The sequence below is a fragment of the Pseudomonas sp. FP2338 genome, assembly GCF_030687515.1.
GTDB lineage: Bacteria > Pseudomonadota > Gammaproteobacteria > Pseudomonadales > Pseudomonadaceae > Aquipseudomonas > Aquipseudomonas salomonii.
Genome location: NZ_CP117436.1, coordinates 809,897 through 830,827, shown reverse-complemented (window position 1 = coordinate 830,827; position 20,931 = coordinate 809,897). Strand labels below are relative to the sequence as shown.

The window sequence follows — 20,931 nt, the reverse complement described above, 5'->3', positions numbered from 1 at the left end:
TTAACCTGCCTTGGCTTACCACCCACAAACGCCAAGGAAAATCCGATGACGCCCCTGTCCAAATCACTGGAAGAGTTGATCAATAATATTTACAAGGACGACCACGTGTCGTTCGTCGAGTACAAAGCTCTGCGAGACGATGCCGATCGGCGTATGGCTGCCGTCGTCAACGAGTTTGGCCTGCACAATAACGTGACAGCCTTCCAAAAAGTGATGGACGTGGCGATGCAGCTTTTGCAAACCACGGTCATCGATGCCAAAAAAGCCAAGCTGACCGACACAGGCGAGGCCATCGTCAAGGATGCGCTGACGGCTCAGGTGGAGTACTTGCGCGCGGGCAGCCAACTGGCACTGCACTTGCTGTGACTACCCTTTAGCTTTCTAACCGCTGTCTTCGTTCGGTCACATTGCATTGCTACCGTCCTGCGAAATATCTTGCAACAATCAACCAGCAGGAACGCCCAGCAATGAGTGACGAGCACGAAGACCGCCCTTCTCCCGATTCCGTAACCCAGCCGGCCGTGGACACCAGCCGTCGGCGTTTCCTCGGGGGCGCGGCGGTGCTGGGGGTTGGCGCGACCTTGAGTGCCTGCGGCAGCACCAATGACGCACCTGGCAAGCCAGAGGTGCGACCACTGACGCCGCAAGAGCTGGACAAGGCCTTGCACGAGCAGGTGAAGACAGTCGTGGTGATCTACGCCGAGAACCGCAGCTTCAATAACCTGTTCGCAGACTTCCCTGGCCTGGAAAAACCACTGTCGTCGCTCTCCGCAGCCGACGTGCAGCAACGTGACCGTGATGGCAGCTTGCTGACCAGCCTGCCACCGGTCTGGGGCGGCGTGTTGCAAGTGGGCCCGCAAAGTGTGGACGGGGTGACTTACCCCAGCGAAGTGCAATTCCAGGAAAACCTGCCCAACGCGCCATTCGCCCTAAAAGGCCCGAATGCCGAGGACCTGCCGCTGAGCCTGGTCACCCGGGACTTGTGGCACGTGTTCTATCAGAACCAGATGCAGATCAATGGCGGCAAGAACGACAACTTTGTCGCCTGGGCCGATTCCGGCGGCCTGGTGATGGGTTACTACGCCCAGAGCCGCTATTCCCTGCGTCTGTGGGACGTGGCCAAGGAGTTTGTGCTGTGCGACAACTTCTTCCAGGGCGCTTTCGGTGGCTCGTTCCTCAACCACCAGTACCTGATCAGCGCCACCGCGCCGTTTTATCCGAATGCCGCGCTTTCGGTGGCCAAGGCGCAGATCGCCACGCTGCAAAGCGATGACCCCACCGACCCGCGTCTCAAGCCGCTGGACAAGTCGCCAGCCAGCGCCATGAGCGGCCCGCCGCAGTTCGGCCCCAGTGCCTTGACACCGGACGGCTACGGCGTGAATACCCTGGCGCCGCCGTATTGGCCGACCTGGATCCGCGACCCGCAAAACCCGGACTACTCCAAACCCGATCTGCCCAACGTGCTGGTGCCGCAAACCCACGAACACATTGGCGACAAACTGTCGAAAAAGAACGTCGACTGGGCCTGGTACGCCGGTGCCTGGCAGGCGACCCTGGACCAGTTCAAGGACTCGGGCGGCATCCCGAAGATTCCGAACTTTCAGTACCACCACCAGCCGTTCAACTACTTCAAGCAACAAGGCCCGCAAAACCGTGCAGAGCGTGACAAGCGCTTGCGTGACGGCGGTTTGGGCGATGATTCCGGCACCAACAAGTTCTTCGCCGATGCCCAGGCGGGCAAGCTGCCCGCCGTGACGTTCTACAAGCCCCAGGGCAACCTGAACATGCACGCCGGCTACGCCGATGTGGCCTCGGGCGACCGCCATATCGCGCGCGCCTTGAAAGTGCTGCAAGAGAGCCCGCAGTGGAAAAACATGGTGGTGGTCGTCACCGTCGATGAAAACGGCGGCTGGTGGGACCACGTGGCACCGCCCAAAGGCGATCGCTGGGGCCCGGGCACGCGGGTTCCGGCATTGGTGGTGTCGCCGTTTGCACGCAAAGGCACGGTGGACCATACGGTTTACGACACCGCGTCGATCCTGCGTTTGATCACCCGCGTGTTCCAGCTGGAGACACTGGACGGCCTCAAGCAGCGTGATGACGCGATGATCGCCCGCGGCCAGAAGCCCATGGGTGATTTGAGCAACGCCTTGCAGTTCAACCGGTAGGTTTTCTTATCCAATAGCGACACGCCTGGCGATTTAGCACGCGGTTTTCCTGGTCAACCGCTACTGTGTGCAAGTGGGCTTTCACCCCGCGCAGACGGGCTTTCGCTGACAAGGAACCAACTATGTTTAAACCGACCAGGCTGTCCTTCACCCTGGCCGCACTGCTGGCCAGTGCGGTCGTACAGGCCGACATCGAAGTACCACTGGGCAGCACGCAACGCGTCACCCAACTGTTCGCGTTCCCCAATAATTGCAACGTGATCTGCTTTCGGCCATGGACGCTGGAGCAGACCGCCGAGCACTATTTGAACCAGAGCTTGCAGCGCGACGGGTACAGCCGTGCCAAGGTCCGTGTGAAAACCCATGACGGCCAGGTCTCAGCCACCTTCAGCGGCGTGCCGGAGCATTACGGCCAGCCCCTGACCACGCTGCTCAACACCGCCGACCTGGCCTATCAGGGCGCCAGCAAACTTAACAGCGACGGCAAATGGGCCTACAACTGGTACTTGTTCCTGCCACTGGGCATGGCCCTGGAAAACCGCAAGAGCATCGAACTGCTGCACTTCCCGCCCGACTACTCGCTGACCCAGGCCCAGGACTACCTGGAATCGGCCACCACCGACCGCTGGGCCACCTTGCTCACGGACAATGGCATCCCGGCCACGGAAACACCGGCCTACCAGACCATCATCGACATTGCGCCGATCGCCGCACCTTCCAATGCGGGCAAGGACCTGGAAAACGTCTACGGCTACTTTGCCGACTACCAGACCCGCATGGTCAGGGAACTGAGCCTGCACGCCAACGGCTCATTGCCGATGGTCGCGTTCGGCGCACCGGTGCGTAACTGGATCAAGCAACAGTACGGCCAGACCGTTGCCGTGCTGGGCCTGGCGCAGATCAGCCCGACTGCTGGTAAAACGGTGTCGGTACTGGGCTCCAACCACCCGAGCTACATCTGGTATGCGGCGGATCCGGCCAGCTATGACGGCAATGAACAAAAAGCCGATGAGGCCGGTTTGAAAGTGATGGGCCAAGACCTGAGCGCCGCCTGCTGGCAGGCCGGCATGGGCCAGAAACCCGCCAGTGACCCGAATGTGTTGCTCAAGGCGTGCATGAATACCTGGCAAGTCACGCGCAAGGAGCAGACCTGCGAGCTGTTCTACACCTCGGTACGCAATTTGACCCCGGAACAAGCCAACGCCAAATGCGCCACCCCGCCCATCAAGGCGCAGTTGAAACAGCTGAGAGACGCCGCCCCGATCCCCGCTGTTACCGCCCCGGCGCTGTAAATCGTACAAAATATAACCGATTTCTACTGTCAGATCTGACAGTAGAAATCGGCTACAACTTCGGCGAGTCTTGAACGGCACCCATCCGCTGCAAGACTGGAAGTCAGACCCCATCGCAGGTCGATGCAGCCTAACCCAGGAGAGTTATGAAAACTCAAGCCATGGATAAGGCTAAAACCGCTGTGAGTGACTGCCTTTACCCCTTCAAGACGGTGCTCGCTGAACAAGGCTACCCCTCGACCCGGCACTTCCAGGTCGTACGCGATGCGAATGGAATGGGGGCCGCACTCAAGGCGTGCGTCGCCTTTGACACCCGCGTGCGCATTGCCAGAGTGTCCGGCTACGCCTTGAGCGAGCGACGTGCGCACACCTTGCAACTCTCGTCACGCATTCACCTGTATGACCCGTGGTTCACCCGTCTGATGTTGCACTCGTGCAATCCGAACGTGTTTTTCGATGCCACGTACCTGGAGGTCTGGACCGTACAGCCTATTGCGCCTGACACCTTGCTGACGATGGATTACGCCACCACCGAGGACGCGCTGTTCCGGCAGTTCGCCTGCCAATGCGGCGAGCTGAACTGCCGGGGCTGGATCACCGGCGCCAAAGAGAAGTTGAACGCCGAAGGTGAGGCGTTCATGGCCCAGTGGCGGATGCGCAAACGGCCTTAGGCTTCGCCCAGTGGGCGCAGGCGATATTGCGGCGGCAGTTGCTCAAAGCCACTGATGGTGGTGTTCAAGCTCTTCCAGCGGCCATCCTTGATGCCGTAGATGCAGCCGTGAATCGACAGGCTCTGCCCACGGTGCCAGGCGTTTTGCACAATGCTGGTGTGGCCGACATTGGCGACCTGCTGGATCACATTCAGCTCGCACATGCGGTCCACCCGCTCCTCTTCGGTGGGCAACTGGGCCAGCACCTCGCGGTTTTCGTAGTAAAGGTCGCGAATAGTACGCAGCCAGCCGTCGATCAGGCCGAACTGGCGGTCCTGCATCGACGCACGCACGCCGCCGCAGCCGTAGTGGCCGGTGACGAGGATGTGTTTGACCTTGAGCACGTCCACCGCGTACTGGATCACCGACAGGCAATTGAGGTCGGTGTGCAGCACCACGTTGGCCACGTTGCGGTGCACGAACAGGTCGCCGGGCAGCATGCCGACGATTTCGTTGGCCGGAACCCGGGCGTCGGAGCAGCCGATCCACAGGTATTCCGGGGTTTGCTGGCGGGCGAGCTTGGCGAAGAATTCGGGATCTTCCTGTTTGATCGCATCCGCCCAGCGTTCGTTGTTATCAAGCAGGTCTTGTAGTTCGTTCATCAGGGAAAGCCTCAGGAATGATGCGCAGCTTTGTGACAGACAACCGCTCGTCCGGGTCACGCCCAGGCGCAATTAGCTTGAATCTTTAGGGAGCCGTGCCTGTCCACACACTATAAGCCCCACAGTATGAGGATTGGCCATGACTGAATCACGACGTCCCTACGGCGCTACACAGCCCGAACCGATTGATGACAACGAAGACCGCATGGGCGAGATGCGCGAGCTGGATTTTGACGAGCAAGAGCCGACCGCGCAAATCGGTGATGAGCTGCCGCGCCGCGAGCGCGAACACCTGATGCCCGACGAACGGGTACGTGAAGCCGGCATGACCGGGGCTTCGACCGACGATCATGAGTCCACGGATGATGACATGAGCCCGGAAACGCTGATCCATGAGGATGGCGCCAGGGATGCTCGTGAGGCCGGTGAGGATAATCCGGCGGATTATGACCTGAGCATTGTGGATGAGGACGAGATTGGCGGTGGCAATGGTCTGGACGAGGCGGAATTGGCAGATATTGACCCGATAGACGGTAACCGCTGACACAACACAGTTGAGCCTGTGAATACTTCCCCTGTGGGAGCCGGGCTTGCCCGCGATGCAGGCGCCTCGGTGTTTCAGCCAGACCGAGGTGATGCTATCGCAGGCAAGCCAGCTCCCACAGGGGCCTGCTTGCACATCGGGTTTATGTCTTAGTCGACTAGCGTGCAGGCCATCACGACGGCATCTTCGCGCCCACCCACGGCCGGGTAGTAATCGCGACGACGGCCGATTTCGTTGAACCCATAACGCTCATACAAGCGAAACGCGCCGGTATTGCTGTCGCGCACTTCCAGGAAGCACTCACGCGCACTGGCGGCGTAAGCGCGGGACATCAGGTGCTCCAGCAGCGCCAACCCCAGGCCACGGCCCTGGTTTTCCGGTTTGACGGTGATATTCAACAAGTGCGCTTCATCCAGGATGATCTGCACCACACCGTGGCCCACCTGCTGCTCACCTTCAAACATCAGCCAGATCTGGTACTTGCCCAGCCCATCGAGAAAAATCCCACGGGTCCAGGGATGGCTGAACGCCGCGTATTCAATCTTAAGTACGGCATCGAGGTCCGCCTCGGTCATCGGGCGGAACGATAAAGCTTCACTCATCGGTACTTTTCCAGCGCGCCATCAGCCGGCGCATGGCTTGCCAGACATCAGCCTTACGCTGTGGCTCTTCCATTAATAATTCTAGGCCCGGCAAGGCCCATACCGAGCCCAGGCCTTCGACCTGCAGCTCGCGATACCAGGCTTCGGCATTCGCCTCACCGGCAAAACGCACGGCGGGCAGGCCGATCAGCCACAGGCACACGCAAGGTTCGTCTTCCAGGCGCGCCGAGACAAAACCCTGGACGAAATCCCGTGCGGCATCCGGGCCCTGGTCCATGTTGCCGCGCACCAGCAGCGGCCAGCGCACGGGGTCGCCGACGATTTGCGGGCTGTCGGGCAGGCCGGCGGCGCGCAGCATGTCTTTTAGCAGCATGTAGGCCGGGTCGCGGGTCTGAAAACGTTCGCCGGTGGGCAGTTCCACCAGCAGCAGGCAGCGCCCGGCCCGCAGTAACTGCAGGGCGAAACGTGGCGGCGGCACCACCGCAGCCTTGGCCACCGGCGCTGGCGCTTCGGCCGCCACGGGCTTGGCCACGGGCGACGGGCGCGGCACTTCAACTTTCACGCGCTCGACAGCGGGGCGAGCCTCAGGCGTGGGCTTGACCACCGCCACCGGCGCAGCGGCTTCCTCGCCCGACACATCGAATGCCTCATAGGGCTCAAGCGCCTGCAGCAGCTCGGGCCGCGACGGGGCGGCAAACGGCAGTTCGGTGCGGGGCAGCCAGTTGACCACCTGCATGGCGGTCAAGTAAGCGCGACGTCGGGACTCGATAAGCACAGCTCGGCCACTTGTGGATAACTAAAGAGCGGGGATTCTACCGCTGTTCGGTAACAATCGCCCACTGCGCACTGACCGGCTGTGGATAAATCCCGCGCCTGATGCAGTACAATCGCGACTTTTATTCGCCAACCAGCCGGCCATTCCGATGATCGAACCCAAGCGCGTCTTGCGCGCCCTCGCCGAACACTGGGCCCTGCTTGAGCCACTGTGCGAACACTTCGACCAAGGCACCTTGAGCCTGGGCGAGCTGCGCGCACAACTGGCGGCCCAACAACTGGACAGCACGCCACAGGACATCACCAGCCTGCTGGACGTGTGGATTCGCCTGGATATCCTGGTGCCTGTCGCCAAGAGCCCGAACCGTTTCGAGCTCAACGCACAGATCCACGACTTCCTCGCCTATCTTCGCAAGGAGCACCGGCTTGGCCTGTGCCTGGAAATCGAAGCCTACCTGCGCCACCTCGAGCGCCTGGCCGGTTATATCCAGGACGCCTTTGACATCCGTGATGGCCACGACCTGGCCCGCCAACTGCGCTTGCTGGATATGCGCGTGCGGGACGTGCTGAAAAAACTCGCCAACGACGAACAAGCCCTGGCGGCCGTGGCCGACCGCGCCAAGACCAGCGACCGGCAGATCCCGTTGCGCCAGCGTTACGCTGAGGTATTGGCGACCTGGGACGAATACGTAGAACCGATGATCCAACTGGTGAACGCCGACGGCGCCTTCGAGCAAGGCGTGCGCAAGGTCGAGAATGTGCTGCTGCGCATGCTCACCGAGCAGCAACGCCTCGGCCATCTGGTCGACGACGACATGCTGCTGCGCACCCACGCGCGCATTCTCGAAATGCAAACCAGCGCCCAGCTGACCTTGCGCCATGCCCGCGAACTGCTGCTGCCGCTGCGCGAAGAAGCGCGCCGCCACAACGCCGTCACCCGTGGCGCGGCGCTGGCCTTGTCGGCCATTCGCCGTAAAGGCCTGGACGCGGTGCCGCAAGCGGCGATGCCAATGTTTACCCGTCCGCAAAGTACCTTCCTGGGCAGTGCCAGCCAGGTCGAAGCGTACGTGTATGCCCTGGCCAATTTCGAGCCGAAACCGGCGCGTTTTCCCAAGGCGCACAAATCCCACAAGGGCGAAGCCCAACGCGCGCCGCGCACGGTCAAGGAAATGCTCGAACGCTGCGAAGATGCGCTGCCGATGCCGGACCTGATGACCTGGCTGCTGGAGCAGGAACCGGACGGCGCCACCGACGAATTGCTGTACTGGTTCTCACGGCTCTCGCGCGAAAAACGCTTCAAGCGCGAACGCCTGGAACGCCGCGACTACCACACACACGAGCACCAGGTCAGCCTGCGCTCATTCGCCCTGCTCCCGGCTGGCACCGATGCCACCGAGAATTCTGCGAGCACGCCTTATGCATCTTGATCTATCCGAACTGTCCCAGCTGGCACCGATCTTTCGCGAGCTGTTCAAGGGTTACCACGTCAGCCGCCGCGACCCGGAGCTGTACGCGCAGTTGTCTAATTTCCAGGACCAGTACCGCACGTTGTTCAAGGCCCTGGGTTTTGAGCTGGTGTGTGACACACGCGGTTTCTATTACTTCGTACCAGACACTGCCGTGGCTGCGGCGCAGGTCAACAAGACCGCGCAACGCCTGGCGCTGTTCACCTTCATCATCGTCGAACACCTGGCCGACCAGGGCCGCGACCCGATCGCCGTGCTCGACGGTGGCAGCCTGGGCCGCGATGAATTGCCATCGTTGCTGGAAAAGTACCGCGACCTGTTTATCCAGGCTGAAGTGCAGACCCAGGAAGAGCTCGAAGAAAAAATCATGCGCCGCATGACCCAACTGGGGTTTGCCAGCGAAGACAACGGCATCTATCGCTTCCTGCCGCCGATGCACCGCTTCCTCGATGTGTGCCTGTCGGTGCAGCAGGACCGTGACCTGGCCGCCAGCGTGCACAGCGTGTTGCCACTGCCGGCGCCGGTGATCATCGACGAAGACAGCGATGAAAAACTGCTGAAAACCGATGACCCGCTGGACTTGAGTGACTTTGCCGAAGACAGCGAAGAAGACGCCCTGGCCCGCGCCATTGCCGAAGAACAGGAGACCGACGCATGAGTAAGGAACGCTACGGCATCCGCCGCTTCGCCCTATTGAACACCGCGGGTTACAGCCTGGGCTTGTTCCCGCTGGAAGAACCGTTGTCGGTGTACGGCGCGAATAACCTGGGTAAATCTGCGTCGATCAACGCCTTGCAGTTCCCGATCCTGGCGCGCATGTCGGACATGAGTTTCGGCAAGTACACCCTGGAACAATCGCGGCGCTTCTACTTTGCCACCGACACCAGCTACATCCTCGTGGAAGTCTCGCTGCCCCACGGCCCGCACGTGATCGGCGTGGTCGGGCGCGGCCCGGGCGGTGGTTTCGGTCACCAGTTCTTTGCCTATGCCGGCAAGCTGGACTTAGCGCATTACCAGAAGAACGACACCTGCCTGCGTCAGAAAGAGTTGTTCACCAACCTTGAGCGCGAAGGCCTGAAAGCCTACGAACTCAAGCCGGACGAGCTGCGCCGTTTGCTGGTGGGCGGGCACACGTCAATCCCGCTGGACCTGACCCTGATTCCGCTGCGTTCCACCAGCGAACAGAGCCTGAAGACTTTCCGCGCGCTGTTTATCAACCTGCTGCACATGCGCGAAATCACCGCGGCCAAGCTCAAGCAATTGTTCCTGGATGCGTTCGAACACAGCCTGCGTTCCGGCAGCGTGGACTACATCGCCGCGTGCGAAGAAGCCTTCCGTGATGTAAGGCGTATGGAGCAGGACTACAACTCGCTGGTGGCTGCCGGGCCGTTGGTTGAGGCACTCGCCAATGGCGTGCGCTTGCGCGATGTATTGCGCGGCAAATTGCATCGCCTGTCGCCCTTGCTGGATTCATTGCTGGGCACCTGGTCGGACTACGCCAGTGCGCGCAAGGAAGAGCTGACCATCCAGGCCGAGCACTACCGTAACGAGCAGGACGCACTGCAAAACGATCAGCGTGGCGGCACCCAGGAGCTCATGCGCCTGGAGCGCGAGATCAGTGGCATCCAGCGCTGGCTGGGCGAGTTGTCGGTGCTCAAGCATCGCTTTGCGCTGGTCGATGACGTCAAGGTACTGGAGCAGCAACTGCTGGCGGCCAAGGATGCCCACGATGAATTGGCGGGCGCCCTGGCGCAATCCCGTCAGTTCAGCGCCGAGGACCTGGACGAACGTCTGCGCGACCTGGAAAAACGCTTGAAGTCGGTCAAGCAGCAACTCGACCACGCCGACAACAACAGCTACGCCAAACTGCGTGAAGAATTCTCACAGCAGGACGTCGAGCGTCTGATGCGCCTGTTCAACAGTTCGTTGTTCAGTTTGCCGCTGGGTGAACATGGCATCACCTTGGATGAGGATGGCCAGTGGGTTAAATCCCTGGAGCAGATCCTTGATGGCTTCAAGGGCGAGAAATTTGAAGTGCCGGGGCTGTCCATCGACATCTCCCATATCGAGCCACCGGCCTTGCAGGCACTGGCTGATCGCGCGGCGTTGCGCGATCAGAAAGAGCGCCTGGAAAAAGAACTCAAGCAGCTCAAGACCCAGCAGGCCGTAGCCTCTGACCGTGCGGCGAGCAAGACCCAGACCGAAGCGCTGTACCAGCAAGTGCTGGATGCACAGAAGGCACTGGAAGACTTCCGTCGCGCACAAACCCTGAGCGCGGAAGAAGGCGAGAAGCTGGAAAACCTGGCGCAGATGGAAGCCGCGCAAGACGAGTTGAAACGCTCCAGTGATGCCTTCACCGAGCGTGTCCAGCAGTTGTCGGCCAAGCTGCAACTGGTCGGTCGTCAGATCGGCGATATGGAAGCCAAGCAACGCACGCTGGATGACGCGCTGCGCCGTCGTCAGTTGTTGCCGGCCGACTTGCCGTTCGGCACACCGTTCATTGACCCGGTCGACGACTCCATGGACAACCTGTTGCCGTTGCTCAATGACTACCAGGACAGCTGGCAAGGTTTATTGCGCGCTGATGGCCAGATCGAAGCGCTGTATGCGCAGGTGCGCCTCAAGGGCGTGGCCAAGTTCGACAGCGAGGATGACGTGGAGCGTCGTCTGCAACTGCTGATCAACGCCTATGCCCACCGCACCGATGAAGCCCTGACCCTTGGCAAGGCGCGCCGTGCGGCGGTTACCGATATTGCGCGGACCTTGCGCAATATCCGCAGCGACTACGACAGCCTTGAGCACCAGTTGGCCTTGTTCAACCGCGAGATCAACAAGCGTCAGGTATCGAACCTGCAAAGCTTCCGCATCGTGCTGGCGCCGAACAAGGAAGCCCTCAAGCATATCGACCAGATCATCCACAGTGCCGGCCAGTATGAAGAAGGCGAAACGCTTTCGGTGTTCGACCTCAGCCAGAGCGCCGAGCAGGACAACAAGAACGAAGAAGCCAAGGAATACCTGGCCCGTCTTGTGGCTGCCAACCATAACCAGTTGGGCCTCAAAGACTTGTTCGAGCTGGCATTTGAAATCACCAAGGTGCATGGCCAGCCGGTGATCCACACCGACATCGATGGCGCGGCGTCCAACGGCACTACCATGACCATCAAGGCGCTGACCAACATGTACTTGTTGCTGCACTTGATGGACCGCGACCAGGCCGGGCGCGTGCGTTTGCCGTACTACCTCGACGAGGCGGCGGACATCGACGAGAAGAACCAGGCGGCGTTGCTGGAAACCAGTTTGCAACTGGGCTTTGTGCCGATTTTGGCCAGTGTGAAGCCGCAGGTGTCCGCCCAGGTGGCGATCGACCTGGAAGGCGGCAGCGGGCCGAATGGTATCTACATTGATGAGGCGGACTGGAAGTACATCCGTCGCCACGATGTGGTGAAGGCGACGGTAAATGTGCAGGCGGATGAGCCGGAGTTGGATGAGGTTTAATCGGCTGAACTGAAATGCAAAAGGCCGCGATCTGTATGGATCGCGGCCTTTTTTACTGAGCCTTTGTGGTGTTATCCAGGGCCTCTTCGCGAGCAAGCCCGCTCTCACATTTGACCGAGCGCCACCTTTGGAATGCGGTCGAATGTGGGAGCGGGCTTGCTCGCGAAGGCCGCGCCTCGGTCTACTTGCCCAATGGAATCTTAGGCGCCCAGGTCAGCCACTCATCCTCAAACTTGTCAAACAACGGGAACGTCTGCTGCGGTCGCGCCGCGTTGCCCATCCGCTCGCCATCCGGCGTGGCAAAGGCGATACCACCGGCCACCAACGTCTCCAGTGACTCCGTGCGCACCGTCGCCCCCTTGAACAAGCCGAAGTCCAAACCAAACCCACTGGTATTCCAGAAGCGGCTGCCACTGCGCACCAGTGGTGCATATTTAGGCTCGATCAGGATATGGACCAACACGCGGTCGGCGGTCTGGCCCAGTTCGTAGCCGGTGACTTTGCCGACGGTGACTTCACGGTAAGTGACCGGCACGCCTTCCTTCAGCGAACCACGGCGTGCGGCGCTGAGGACCAGGCTCAGGCCTTCTTGCTGGTGAACAGCCTCTGGTGGTTTGTCCAACGCGACGAAGCTCTTTTGCGGCCCGGCATTTTTCACGGCGGGCTGCACTTCGATGTATTGGCCGGTGACCAGAGTCTCCAGGTTCGCGGTTTTCATCAGGCCCAGCTCAGGCTTGACCACCCAGAACTGGCTGCCGCTGCGTGCGATCCGATCAGCTACTTGGGTGATCCTTGCACTGAGCAGCACCGACTGCATGTCGGCGCTGAGGTCGACGTTCTCGATCTTGCCCACGTCGAGGCCTTTAAAGCGTACTGGCGTGCCGGGCCGCAGGCCGTCGGCGCGATCAACCTTGATGGTCACCAGGGTGCCATGCTGGTTGGCCGCTTCGCGATCGGCAAACAGGCGGAAACGCGGGATACGTTTTTTCAACGGCACATTCTGTTCCGGGGTTTCGAAGGCGATACCGCCAGCCATCAGGCTGGCCAGGGATTCACTCTTCACTTGAATGCCGCCGGTGAGGCCGCCGGTCAAGGTGACGCCGCTGGCGTTCCAGAAACGCGTCGAACCGTTGACGAGGTTTTCGTATTCCTTCTCGATGTGAACGCCGATCACCAGTTGCTTGTTCTTGCGCGAAAACTGGTAGCTCTGCACCGAACCGACCTTGACCTGTTTGTAGAGGATCGGGCTGCCGACATCCAGGGAGCCTAGGTTATCGGTGAACAGCACCATGTGCAGGCCGGGGGAGCGCAAATCCAGAGGTGGCGCCTTGGCGCGGGCGACGTACTCACGTTGCGGTGCGCTGCCTTTGTCGCCTGGGCGGATGGCGATGTAATTCCCCTTTACCAACGCCTCCAGACCGGTAATGCCGGCCAGGGAGATGGACGGCTTGACCACCCAGAACTGGGTGTCTTGCACCAGGTAGTCTTCGGCGAGCGGGTCGAGGGTCAGCTCGGCATGGGCGCTGGACAGGTCCGGGTCAATCTTCAGGGTTTTCAGGCTGCCGACCTGGATGCCTTTGTACATGACCGGGGTGCGCCCGGCCTGCAGGCCTTCGAAGTCGGTGAGTTTGACCTTGACTTTGATGCCGGCGGCGGCGGCGTCGAAATCCTCATAAAGACGGAAAGGCAGGCTCGGATCTGTCGGCGGGCTGTCCTTGCGATTTTCAGGGGTGGCGAACGCGATACCGCCGGCGACGATGCTGGACAGCGACTCGCTACGCACTTTTACGCCGGACAGGTTGGCATCGATGCTGATGCCGCTGGCGTTCCAGAAACGCGTGTGTTTGCGCACCAGGCTGGCGTACGTCGGCTCGATGTAGACCTTGATCTCGACGGTGCTCTGGTCCTCGGACAGCAGATAGCTTTTGACCTGGCCAACCTGGATCTGCTTATAGAACACCGGGCTGCCGCGGTTCAGTGAGCCGAGACGATCGGCTTTAAGGGTCAGGTGCAGGCCGGGCTTGGCGTCAGATAACGGTGGCTCTTCGGAGAGCGCCTTGAATTTGCGCGTGGGCTCGCCGTCGCCAGGGCTGGCGGCAATGTAGTTACCCGAGACCAGGGTTTCCAGGCCGGTAATACCGGCGAGGCTGACGCTGGGCTTTACCAGCCAGAAGCGTGTGTTGGTCTTGAGGTATTGCTCGACGTCCTTGTTCATCTCGATGGTGGCGATCACCCCGCGATTGCTGCCTTCGTCATCCAGGGCCAAGGCTTTGACCTTGCCCACCGTCATGCCTTTGTAGACCACTTCGGTTTTGTTGACCTGGATGCCCTCGCCGCTTTCAAAGCGCACCTGGATCTCGAGGCCCTGTTGGGAATAGGCACGCCATCCCAGCCAGCCGCCGATGATCAATGCAATCAGGGGGAGTACCCAAATGGCCGACCAATTGGAGGCCGGGCGGGTTTTAGCTTTAGGCAAATCACTCATGGTCGTCGTCCGACTCCGTGTTATCCCAAATCAGTCGGGGATCAAAAGTTACTGCGGCAAGCATCGTCAAGATCACCACACTGGCAAACGCGGCAGCACCAAGATTGGCCTCGACGCTGGCAAGTCGCCCAAAGTTAACAACCGCCACTAGGATGGCGATCACGAAGATATCCAGCATGGACCAGCGGCCAATGAATTCGATAAAGCGGTACATGATAATGCGTTGTTGTGCGGACAGCGGTTGATGGCGCTGCACCGAGAACAGCAACAGGCCAATGCCCACCAGCTTGAACGTCGGCACCAGAATGCTGGCGATAAACACCACCGCAGCGATGGGAAACATTCCGTGCTGCACCAGCTGAATCACACCCGCCATGATAGTACTGGGATCACCCTGGCCAAGAGAGTTGATGGTCATGATTGGCAATAGGTTAGCCGGGATATACAGGATTGCTGCAGTGATCAGCAACGCCCAGGTACGCACAAGGCTGTTGGGGCGACGCGCATGGATCAGCGCACCGCAACGAGTGCACAGCTGTTCATCGGTATCAGCCTCTTGCTTGTTCAGCTCGTGGCATTCGGTACAAATCAGAATGCCTGCATCAATCGCCCGCATGATCATCCTCTCCTGAAAGCGCTTGCCAGATCTGGTGGGGCGACATCACCACCTCCAGCAGTACTTGAACCACTAATAGGCTGACGAAGCAGACAAGCCCCAGGCCAATGGTGATGGAGGCCATGTCCGCGAGTTTGACGATCGCGACCAGCACGCCCATCAGGTAAACCTCCAACATCCCCCAATCCTTCAGGTGATGGTAAATGCGGTAGAGCAACAGGCCATAACTGCGGCCGATATTCCAACGGATACTGAGCAACACCGCCAATTGGCAGAGCAGTTTGAGCAGGGGAATGCCCATGCTGCACAGGAACACCACGGCCGCGACGCCTTGCATGCCGGTATCGAACAGACCGACCACGCCGCTCCAAACGGTGTCCTCCGAGGACTGCCCGAGAAGATTGAGCTGCATGATGGGTAAAAAGTTCGCGGGGATGTACAGCAACAGTGCCGCCAGCACCAAAGCGAGGCTTCGCTCAACCACGTTGTGGCGGTGAGCGTAAAGCTCGTAACCGCAACGTGGGCATTGGGCTTTTTCACCGAGGGCAAGTGCGGGTTTGCGCATCAGCAAGTCGCACTCATGGCATGCCACCAGATCCTCCAGTGGTAACTGCGACACCTCGACGGTATCAACCGGATCGGGCATAGATAGGGCTCGAACTCTAAAAAAGGTTAGGTGCCTATTCTAATGGTCTGGTTCAGAAATAACTGTGCAAATTTGTCGGCAGCCTTGGGCAGGTTTGGGTTTTCGACCGCCCAAAACAAAACCCCTGATTGCGTTAGCAATCAGGGGTTTCGGAATTTAATCTTGACGATGACCTACTCTCACATGGGGAAACCCCACACTACCATCGGCGATGCATCGTTTCACTACTGAGTTCGGGATGGGATCAGGTGGTTCCAATGCTCTATGGTCGTCAAGAAATTCGGGTACTGATTCGTAGCCAGCTGGCTTCGCTTCAGCAAATTGGGTATGTGACAGCTTTCGGTGTTTTGTGAGCGTCGAACTTTCGGTTCATCTCGTCTTCACACACCGCAATCTGGACTCTTTCGTCTTTTCAACTAGGAGCATCAAATTGCTTGGGTGTTATATGGTCAAGCCTCACGGGCAATTAGTATTGGTTAGCTCAACGCCTCACAGCGCTTACACACCCAACCTATCAACGTCGTAGTCTTCGACGGCCCTTCAGGGGACTCAAGGTCCCAGTGAGATCTCATCTTGAGGCTAGTTTCCCGCTTAGATGCTTTCAGCGGTTATCTATTCCGAACATAGCTACCCGGCAATGCCACTGGCGTGACAACCGGAACACCAGAGGTTCGTCCACTCCGGTCCTCTCGTACTAGGAGCAGCCCCTCTCAAATCTCAAACGTCCACGGCAGATAGGGACCGAACTGTCTCACGACGTTCTAAACCCAGCTCGCGTACCACTTTAAATGGCGAACAGCCATACCCTTGGGACCGGCTTCAGCCCCAGGATGTGATGAGCCGACATCGAGGTGCCAAACACCGCCGTCGATATGAACTCTTGGGCGGTATCAGCCTGTTATCCCCGGAGTACCTTTTATCCGTTGAGCGATGGCCCTTCCATACAGAACCACCGGATCACTAAGACCTACTTTCGTACCTGCTCGACGTGTCTGTCTCGCAGTCAAGCGCGCTTTTGCCTTTATACTCTACGACCGATTTCCGACCGGTCTGAGCGCACCTTCGTACTCCTCCGTTACTCTTTAGAGGAGACCGCCCCAGTCAAACTACCCACCATACACTGTCCTCGATCCGGATAACGGACCTGAGTTAGAACCTCAAAGTTGCCAGGGTGGTATTTCAAGGTTGGCTCCACGCAGACTGGCGTCCACGCTTCAAAGCCTCCCACCTATCCTACACAAGCAAATTCAAAGTCCAGTGCAAAGCTATAGTAAAGGTTCACGGGGTCTTTCCGTCTAGCCGCGGATACACTGCATCTTCACAGCGATTTCAATTTCACTGAGTCTCGGGTGGAGACAGCGCCGCCATCGTTACGCCATTCGTGCAGGTCGGAACTTACCCGACAAGGAATTTCGCTACCTTAGGACCGTTATAGTTACGGCCGCCGTTTACCGGGGCTTCGATCAAGAGCTTCGCGTTAGCTAACCCCATCAATTAACCTTCCGGCACCGGGCAGGCGTCACACCCTATACGTCCACTTTCGTGTTTGCAGAGTGCTGTGTTTTTAATAAACAGTCGCAGCGGCCTGGTATCTTCGACCGGCATGAGCTTACGGAGCAAGTCCTTCACCCTCACCGGCGCACCTTCTCCCGAAGTTACGGTGCCATTTTGCCTAGTTCCTTCACCCGAGTTCTCTCAAGCGCCTTGGTATTCTCTACCCAACCACCTGTGTCGGTTTGGGGTACGGTTCCTGGTTACCTGAAGCTTAGAAGCTTTTCTTGGAAGCATGGCATCAACCACTTCGTTAACTAAAAGTTAACTCGTCATCAGCTCTCGGCCTTAGAATCCCGGATTTACCTAAGATTCCAGCCTACCACCTTAAACTTGGACAACCAACGCCAAGCTGGCCTAGCCTTCTCCGTCCCTCCATCGCAATAACCAGAAGTACAGGAATATTAACCTGTTTTCCATCGACTACGCTTTTCAGCCTCGCCTTAGGGACCGACTAACCCTGCGTCGATTAACGTTGCGCAGGAAACCTTGGTCTTTCGGCGTGGGTGTTTTTCACACCCATTGTCGTTACTCATGTCAGCATTCGCACTTCTGATACCTCCAGCAAGCTTCTCAACTCACCTTCACAGGCTTACAGAACGCTCCTCTACCGCATCACTTACGTGATACCCGTAGCTTCGGTGTATGGTTTGAGCCCCGTTACATCTTCCGCGCAGGCCGACTCGACTAGTGAGCTATTACGCTTTCTTTAAAGGGTGGCTGCTTCTAAGCCAACCTCCTAGCTGTCTAAGCCTTCCCACATCGTTTCCCACTTAACCATAACTTTGGGACCTTAGCTGACGGTCTGGGTTGTTTCCCTTTTCACGACGGACGTTAGCACCCGCCGTGTGTCTCCCATGCTCGGCACTTGTAGGTATTCGGAGTTTGCATCGGTTTGGTAAGTCGGGATGACCCCCTAGCCGAAACAGTGCTCTACCCCCTACAGTGATACATGAGGCGCTACCTAAATAGCTTTCGAGGAGAACCAGCTATCTCCGAGCTTGATTAGCCTTTCACTCCGATCCACAGGTCATCCGCTAACTTTTCAACGGTAGTCGGTTCGGTCCTCCAGTTAGTGTTACCCAACCTTCAACCTGCCCATGGATAGATCGCCCGGTTTCGGGTCTATTCCCAGCGACTAGACGCCCTATTAAGACTCGCTTTCGCTACGCCTCCCCTATTCGGTTAAGCTCGCCACTGAAAATAAGTCGCTGACCCATTATACAAAAGGTACGCAGTCACAGAACAAAGTCTGCTCCCACTGCTTGTACGCATACGGTTTCAGGATCTATTTCACTCCCCTCTCCGGGGTTCTTTTCGCCTTTCCCTCACGGTACTAGTTCACTATCGGTCAGTCAGTAGTATTTAGCCTTGGAGGATGGTCCCCCCATATTCAGACAAAGTTTCTCGTGCTCCGTCCTACTCGATTTCATGACTAAGAGATTTTCGCGTACAGGGCTATCACCCACTATGGCCGCACTTTCCAGAGCGTTCCGCTAATCTCAAAGCCACTTAAGGGCTAGTCCCCGTTCGCTCGCCACTACTAAGGGAATCTCGGTTGATTTCTTTTCCTCAGGGTACTTAGATGTTTCAGTTCCCCTGGTTCGCCTCTTACGCCTATGTATTCAGCGTAAGATAACCATCTTATGATGGCTGGGTTCCCCCATTCAGACATCTCCGGATCAAAGTCTGTTTGCCGACTCCCCGAAGCTTTTCGCAGGCTACCACGTCTTTCATCGCCTCTGACTGCCAAGGCATCCACCGTATGCGCTTCTTCACTTGACCATATAACCCCAAGCAATCTGGTTATACTGTGAAGACAACATTCGCCGAAAATTCGAATTTCTCAATTAAGAGAACTCACAAATTTTACCTTAGCCTGATCCGTTACCAGTGAAAGTAACGTTCAGTCTATCTTTCTATCACATACCCAAATTTTTAAAGAACGATCTAATCAAAGACTAGAAATCAACATTCATCATCAACCTGATGGAATGCTCATTTCTAAGCTTTCATAACGTAGAAGCAGTAGTGGTGGAGCCAAACGGGATCGAACCGTTGACCTCCTGCGTGCAAGGCAGGCGCTCTCCCAGCTGAGCTATGGCCCCGTATTTCTACAGGCGTTTCCCACACAAAATTGGTGGGTCTGGGCAGATTCGAACTGCCGACCTCACCCTTATCAGGGGTGCGCTCTAACCAACTGAGCTACAGACCCAATTTCGAGCTGCTAAGGCCGACCTCACCCTGCTCTTTACCACAGAGCATGGGGTGCGCTCTAACCAACTAAGCTACAACCCTTTAGGCTGCTTCTTATCGTCTTCTTCAATGAATCAAGCAATTCGTGTGGGAACTTATGGAGCAGCTGATGTCGTCGATTAAGGAGGTGATCCAGCCGCAGGTTCCCCTACGGCTACCTTGTTACGACTTCACCCCAGTCATGAATCACACCGTGGTAACCGTCCTCCCGAAGGTTAGACTAGCTACTTCTGGTGCAACCCACTCCCATGGTGTGACGGGCGGTGTGTACAAGGCCCGGGAACGTATTCACCGCGACATTCTGATTCGCGATTACTAGCGATTCCGACTTCACGCAGTCGAGTTGCAGACTGCGATCCGGACTACGATCGGTTTTGTGGGATTAGCTCCACCTCGCGGCTTGGCAACCCTCTGTACCGACCATTGTAGCACGTGTGTAGCCCAGGCCGTAAGGGCCATGATGACTTGACGTCATCCCCACCTTCCTCCGGTTTGTCACCGGCAGTCTCCTTAGAGTGCCCACCATTACGTGCTGGTAACTAAGGACAAGGGTTGCGCTCGTTACGGGACTTAACCCAACATCTCACGACACGAGCTGACGACAGCCATGCAGCACCTGTCTCAATGTTCCCGAAGGCACCAATCTATCTCTAGAAAGTTCATTGGATGTCAAGGCCTGGTAAGGTTCTTCGCGTTGCTTCGAATTAAACCACATGCTCCACCGCTTGTGCGGGCCCCCGTCAATTCATTTGAGTTTTAACCTTGCGGCCGTACTCCCCAGGCGGTCAACTTAATGCGTTAGCTGCGCCACTAAAAGCTCAAGGCTTCCAACGGCTAGTTGACATCGTTTACGGCGTGGACTACCAGGGTATCTAATCCTGTTTGCTCCCCACGCTTTCGCACCTCAGTGTCAGTATTAGTCCAGGTGGTCGCCTTCGCCACTGGTGTTCCTTCCTATATCTACGCATTTCACCGCTACACAGGAAATTCCACCACCCTCTACCATACTCTAGTCAGTCAGTTTTGAATGCAGTTCCCAGGTTGAGCCCGGGGATTTCACATCCAACTTAACAAACCACCTACGCGCGCTTTACGCCCAGTAATTCCGATTAACGCTTGCACCCTCTGTATTACCGCGGCTGCTGGCACAGAGTTAGCCGGTGCTTATTCTGTCGGTAACGTCAAAACACTAACGTATTAGGTTAATGCCCTTCCTCCCAACTTAAAGTGCTTTACAATCCGAAGACCTTCTTCACACACGCGGCATGGCTGGATCAGGCTTTCGCCCATTGTCCAATATTCCCCACTGCTGCCTCCCGTAGGAGTCTGGACCGTGTCTCAGTTCCAGTGTGACTGATCATCCTCTCAGACCAGTTACGGATCGTCGCCTTGGTGAGCCATTACCTCACCAACTAGCTAATCCGACCTAGGCTCATCTGATAGCGCAAGGCCCGAAGGTCCCCTGCTTTCTCCCGTAGGACGTATGCGGTATTAGCGTCCGTTTCCGAACGTTATCCCCCACTACCAGGCAGATTCCTAGGCTTTACTCACCCGTCCGCCGCTCTCAAGAGAAGCAAGCTTCTCTCTACCGCTCGACTTGCATGTGTTAGGCCTGCCGCCAGCGTTCAATCTGAGCCATGATCAAACTCTTCAGTTCAAACATCTTTGGGTTTTTAAGAAACCCTAAACTTGGCTCAGCAATCGTTGGTTACATCTTTGATTTC

Annotated in this window: 14 protein-coding genes, 2 tRNA genes and 3 rRNA genes; 8 read left to right on the top strand and 11 right to left on the bottom strand. The window is 57.9% G+C overall.

Annotated features, from left to right (window positions below; all coding sequences use genetic code 11):
• Positions 1-45 precede the first annotated feature (45 nt).
• The 4 genes from PSH96_RS03535 (at position 46) to PSH96_RS03520 (ending at position 4,131) form a co-directional block, all read left to right on the top strand.
• Complete coding sequence (locus PSH96_RS03535; RefSeq protein WP_305457541.1) at positions 46-366, top strand: hypothetical protein; 321 nt, start codon at positions 46-48, stop codon at positions 364-366.
• 101 nt (positions 367-467) lie between these two features.
• A complete protein-coding gene (acpA, locus tag PSH96_RS03530) occupies positions 468-2,168 on the top strand; it encodes an acid phosphatase (protein ID WP_305457539.1) in 1,701 nt (566 codons plus the stop codon).
• A 122-nt stretch (positions 2,169-2,290) separates the two neighbouring features.
• The gene (locus PSH96_RS03525; protein WP_305457537.1) at positions 2,291-3,460 is read left to right on the top strand and encodes a hypothetical protein; all 1,170 of its coding nucleotides are present in this window, start codon (positions 2,291-2,293) and stop codon (positions 3,458-3,460) included.
• 146 nt (positions 3,461-3,606) lie between these two features.
• Positions 3,607-4,131, top strand: coding sequence for an SET domain-containing protein-lysine N-methyltransferase (locus PSH96_RS03520; RefSeq protein WP_305457535.1), 525 nt, complete (start codon positions 3,607-3,609; stop codon positions 4,129-4,131).
• Here PSH96_RS03520 and can read toward each other — a convergent pair.
• Positions 4,128-4,772, bottom strand: a complete 645-nt coding sequence (gene can / locus PSH96_RS03515; RefSeq protein WP_017134532.1) for a carbonate dehydratase — start codon at positions 4,770-4,772, stop codon at positions 4,128-4,130. The two genes, PSH96_RS03520 and can, sit on opposite strands and share 4 nt — an antisense overlap.
• A gap of 139 nt (positions 4,773-4,911) precedes the next feature.
• On the opposite strand from can, the gene PSH96_RS03510 reads away from it, so the two are divergent.
• The gene (locus tag PSH96_RS03510; protein ID WP_305457533.1) at positions 4,912-5,316 is read left to right on the top strand and encodes a serine kinase/phosphatase; all 405 of its coding nucleotides are present in this window, start codon (positions 4,912-4,914) and stop codon (positions 5,314-5,316) included.
• Between the two features lie 149 nt (positions 5,317-5,465).
• Here the strand turns inward: PSH96_RS03510 and rimI are convergent, their stop codons facing one another.
• Both rimI and PSH96_RS03500 read right to left on the bottom strand, forming a co-directional pair.
• Positions 5,466-5,918 (bottom strand): ribosomal protein S18-alanine N-acetyltransferase, encoded by a 453-nt coding sequence (rimI, locus tag PSH96_RS03505; protein WP_005784514.1) that lies wholly within the window; start codon positions 5,916-5,918, stop codon positions 5,466-5,468.
• Positions 5,911-6,654: an energy transducer TonB gene (locus tag PSH96_RS03500; RefSeq protein WP_305459975.1), complete on the bottom strand. Its 744-nt coding sequence runs from the start codon at positions 6,652-6,654 to the stop codon at positions 5,911-5,913. The genes rimI and PSH96_RS03500 overlap by 8 nt, the downstream gene beginning before the upstream one ends.
• 187 nt (positions 6,655-6,841) lie before the next feature.
• Between PSH96_RS03500 and mksB the strand changes: the two genes are divergently transcribed.
• Genes mksB through mksF form a run of 3 tightly spaced genes read left to right on the top strand, consistent with a single transcriptional unit; the run spans position 6,842 to position 11,653 of the window.
• Positions 6,842-8,119, top strand: a complete 1,278-nt coding sequence (gene mksB, locus PSH96_RS03495) for an Mks condensin complex protein MksB (protein WP_017134535.1) — start codon at positions 6,842-6,844, stop codon at positions 8,117-8,119.
• Complete coding sequence (gene mksE / locus PSH96_RS03490; RefSeq protein WP_065929713.1) at positions 8,109-8,816, top strand: Mks condensin complex protein MksE; 708 nt, start codon at positions 8,109-8,111, stop codon at positions 8,814-8,816. Before mksB ends, mksE begins: the two co-directional genes overlap by 11 nt.
• Positions 8,813-11,653 carry an Mks condensin complex protein MksF gene (gene mksF / locus PSH96_RS03485; RefSeq protein ID WP_305457530.1) on the top strand — a complete coding sequence of 947 codons (2,841 nt, stop codon included), beginning with the start codon at positions 8,813-8,815 and terminating at the stop codon, positions 11,651-11,653. The genes mksE and mksF overlap by 4 nt, the downstream gene beginning before the upstream one ends.
• A gap of 181 nt (positions 11,654-11,834) precedes the next feature.
• Here mksF and PSH96_RS03480 read toward each other — a convergent pair whose 3' ends face one another.
• The 8 genes from PSH96_RS03480 to PSH96_RS03445 form a co-directional block, all read right to left on the bottom strand.
• The gene (locus PSH96_RS03480; RefSeq protein ID WP_305457528.1) at positions 11,835-14,138 is read right to left on the bottom strand and encodes a PqiB family protein; all 2,304 of its coding nucleotides are present in this window, start codon (positions 14,136-14,138) and stop codon (positions 11,835-11,837) included.
• On the bottom strand, positions 14,131-14,754 hold the full coding sequence (locus PSH96_RS03475) for a paraquat-inducible protein A (protein WP_017134539.1): 624 nt from the start codon (positions 14,752-14,754) through the stop codon (positions 14,131-14,133). Before PSH96_RS03475 ends, PSH96_RS03480 begins: the two co-directional genes overlap by 8 nt.
• The gene (locus tag PSH96_RS03470; protein ID WP_065929716.1) at positions 14,741-15,400 is read right to left on the bottom strand and encodes a paraquat-inducible protein A; all 660 of its coding nucleotides are present in this window, start codon (positions 15,398-15,400) and stop codon (positions 14,741-14,743) included. The genes PSH96_RS03475 and PSH96_RS03470 overlap by 14 nt, the downstream gene beginning before the upstream one ends.
• Before the next feature lie 160 nt (positions 15,401-15,560).
• Positions 15,561-15,676 (bottom strand): 5S ribosomal RNA (rrf, locus tag PSH96_RS03465).
• 169 nt (positions 15,677-15,845) lie between these two features.
• Positions 15,846-18,736: ribosomal RNA gene (locus PSH96_RS03460) — 23S ribosomal RNA — on the bottom strand.
• 247 nt (positions 18,737-18,983) lie between these two features.
• Positions 18,984-19,059: transfer RNA gene (locus PSH96_RS03455), tRNA-Ala, on the bottom strand.
• A 30-nt stretch (positions 19,060-19,089) separates the two neighbouring features.
• Positions 19,090-19,166: transfer RNA gene (locus PSH96_RS03450), tRNA-Ile, on the bottom strand.
• A 161-nt stretch (positions 19,167-19,327) separates the two neighbouring features.
• Positions 19,328-20,864 (bottom strand): 16S ribosomal RNA (locus PSH96_RS03445).
• Together the 16S, 23S and 5S rRNA genes with 2 tRNA genes alongside form the textbook arrangement of a ribosomal RNA operon.
• Positions 20,865-20,931: the final 67 nt, after the last annotated feature.

Excerpts from the sequence above, each read along its gene's own strand:
- PSH96_RS03535 (WP_305457541.1), top strand. The coding sequence starts at position 46 with ATGACGCCCCTGTCCAAATCACTGGAAGAGTTGATCAATAATATTTAC.
- acpA (WP_305457539.1), top strand. The coding sequence starts at position 468 with ATGAGTGACGAGCACGAAGACCGCCCTTCTCCCGATTCCGTAACCCAG.
- PSH96_RS03525 (WP_305457537.1), top strand. The coding sequence starts at position 2,291 with ATGTTTAAACCGACCAGGCTGTCCTTCACCCTGGCCGCACTGCTGGCC.
- PSH96_RS03520 (WP_305457535.1), top strand. The coding sequence starts at position 3,607 with ATGAAAACTCAAGCCATGGATAAGGCTAAAACCGCTGTGAGTGACTGC.
- can (WP_017134532.1), bottom strand. The coding sequence starts at position 4,772 with ATGAACGAACTACAAGACCTGCTTGATAACAACGAACGCTGGGCGGAT.
- PSH96_RS03510 (WP_305457533.1), top strand. The coding sequence starts at position 4,912 with ATGACTGAATCACGACGTCCCTACGGCGCTACACAGCCCGAACCGATT.
- rimI (WP_005784514.1), bottom strand. The coding sequence starts at position 5,918 with ATGAGTGAAGCTTTATCGTTCCGCCCGATGACCGAGGCGGACCTCGAT.
- PSH96_RS03500 (WP_305459975.1), bottom strand. The coding sequence starts at position 6,654 with ATGCAGGTGGTCAACTGGCTGCCCCGCACCGAACTGCCGTTTGCCGCC.
- mksB (WP_017134535.1), top strand. The coding sequence starts at position 6,842 with ATGATCGAACCCAAGCGCGTCTTGCGCGCCCTCGCCGAACACTGGGCC.
- mksE (WP_065929713.1), top strand. The coding sequence starts at position 8,109 with ATGCATCTTGATCTATCCGAACTGTCCCAGCTGGCACCGATCTTTCGC.
- mksF (WP_305457530.1), top strand. The coding sequence starts at position 8,813 with ATGAGTAAGGAACGCTACGGCATCCGCCGCTTCGCCCTATTGAACACC.
- PSH96_RS03480 (WP_305457528.1), bottom strand. The coding sequence starts at position 14,138 with ATGAGTGATTTGCCTAAAGCTAAAACCCGCCCGGCCTCCAATTGGTCG.
- PSH96_RS03475 (WP_017134539.1), bottom strand. The coding sequence starts at position 14,754 with ATGCGGGCGATTGATGCAGGCATTCTGATTTGTACCGAATGCCACGAG.
- PSH96_RS03470 (WP_065929716.1), bottom strand. The coding sequence starts at position 15,400 with ATGCCCGATCCGGTTGATACCGTCGAGGTGTCGCAGTTACCACTGGAG.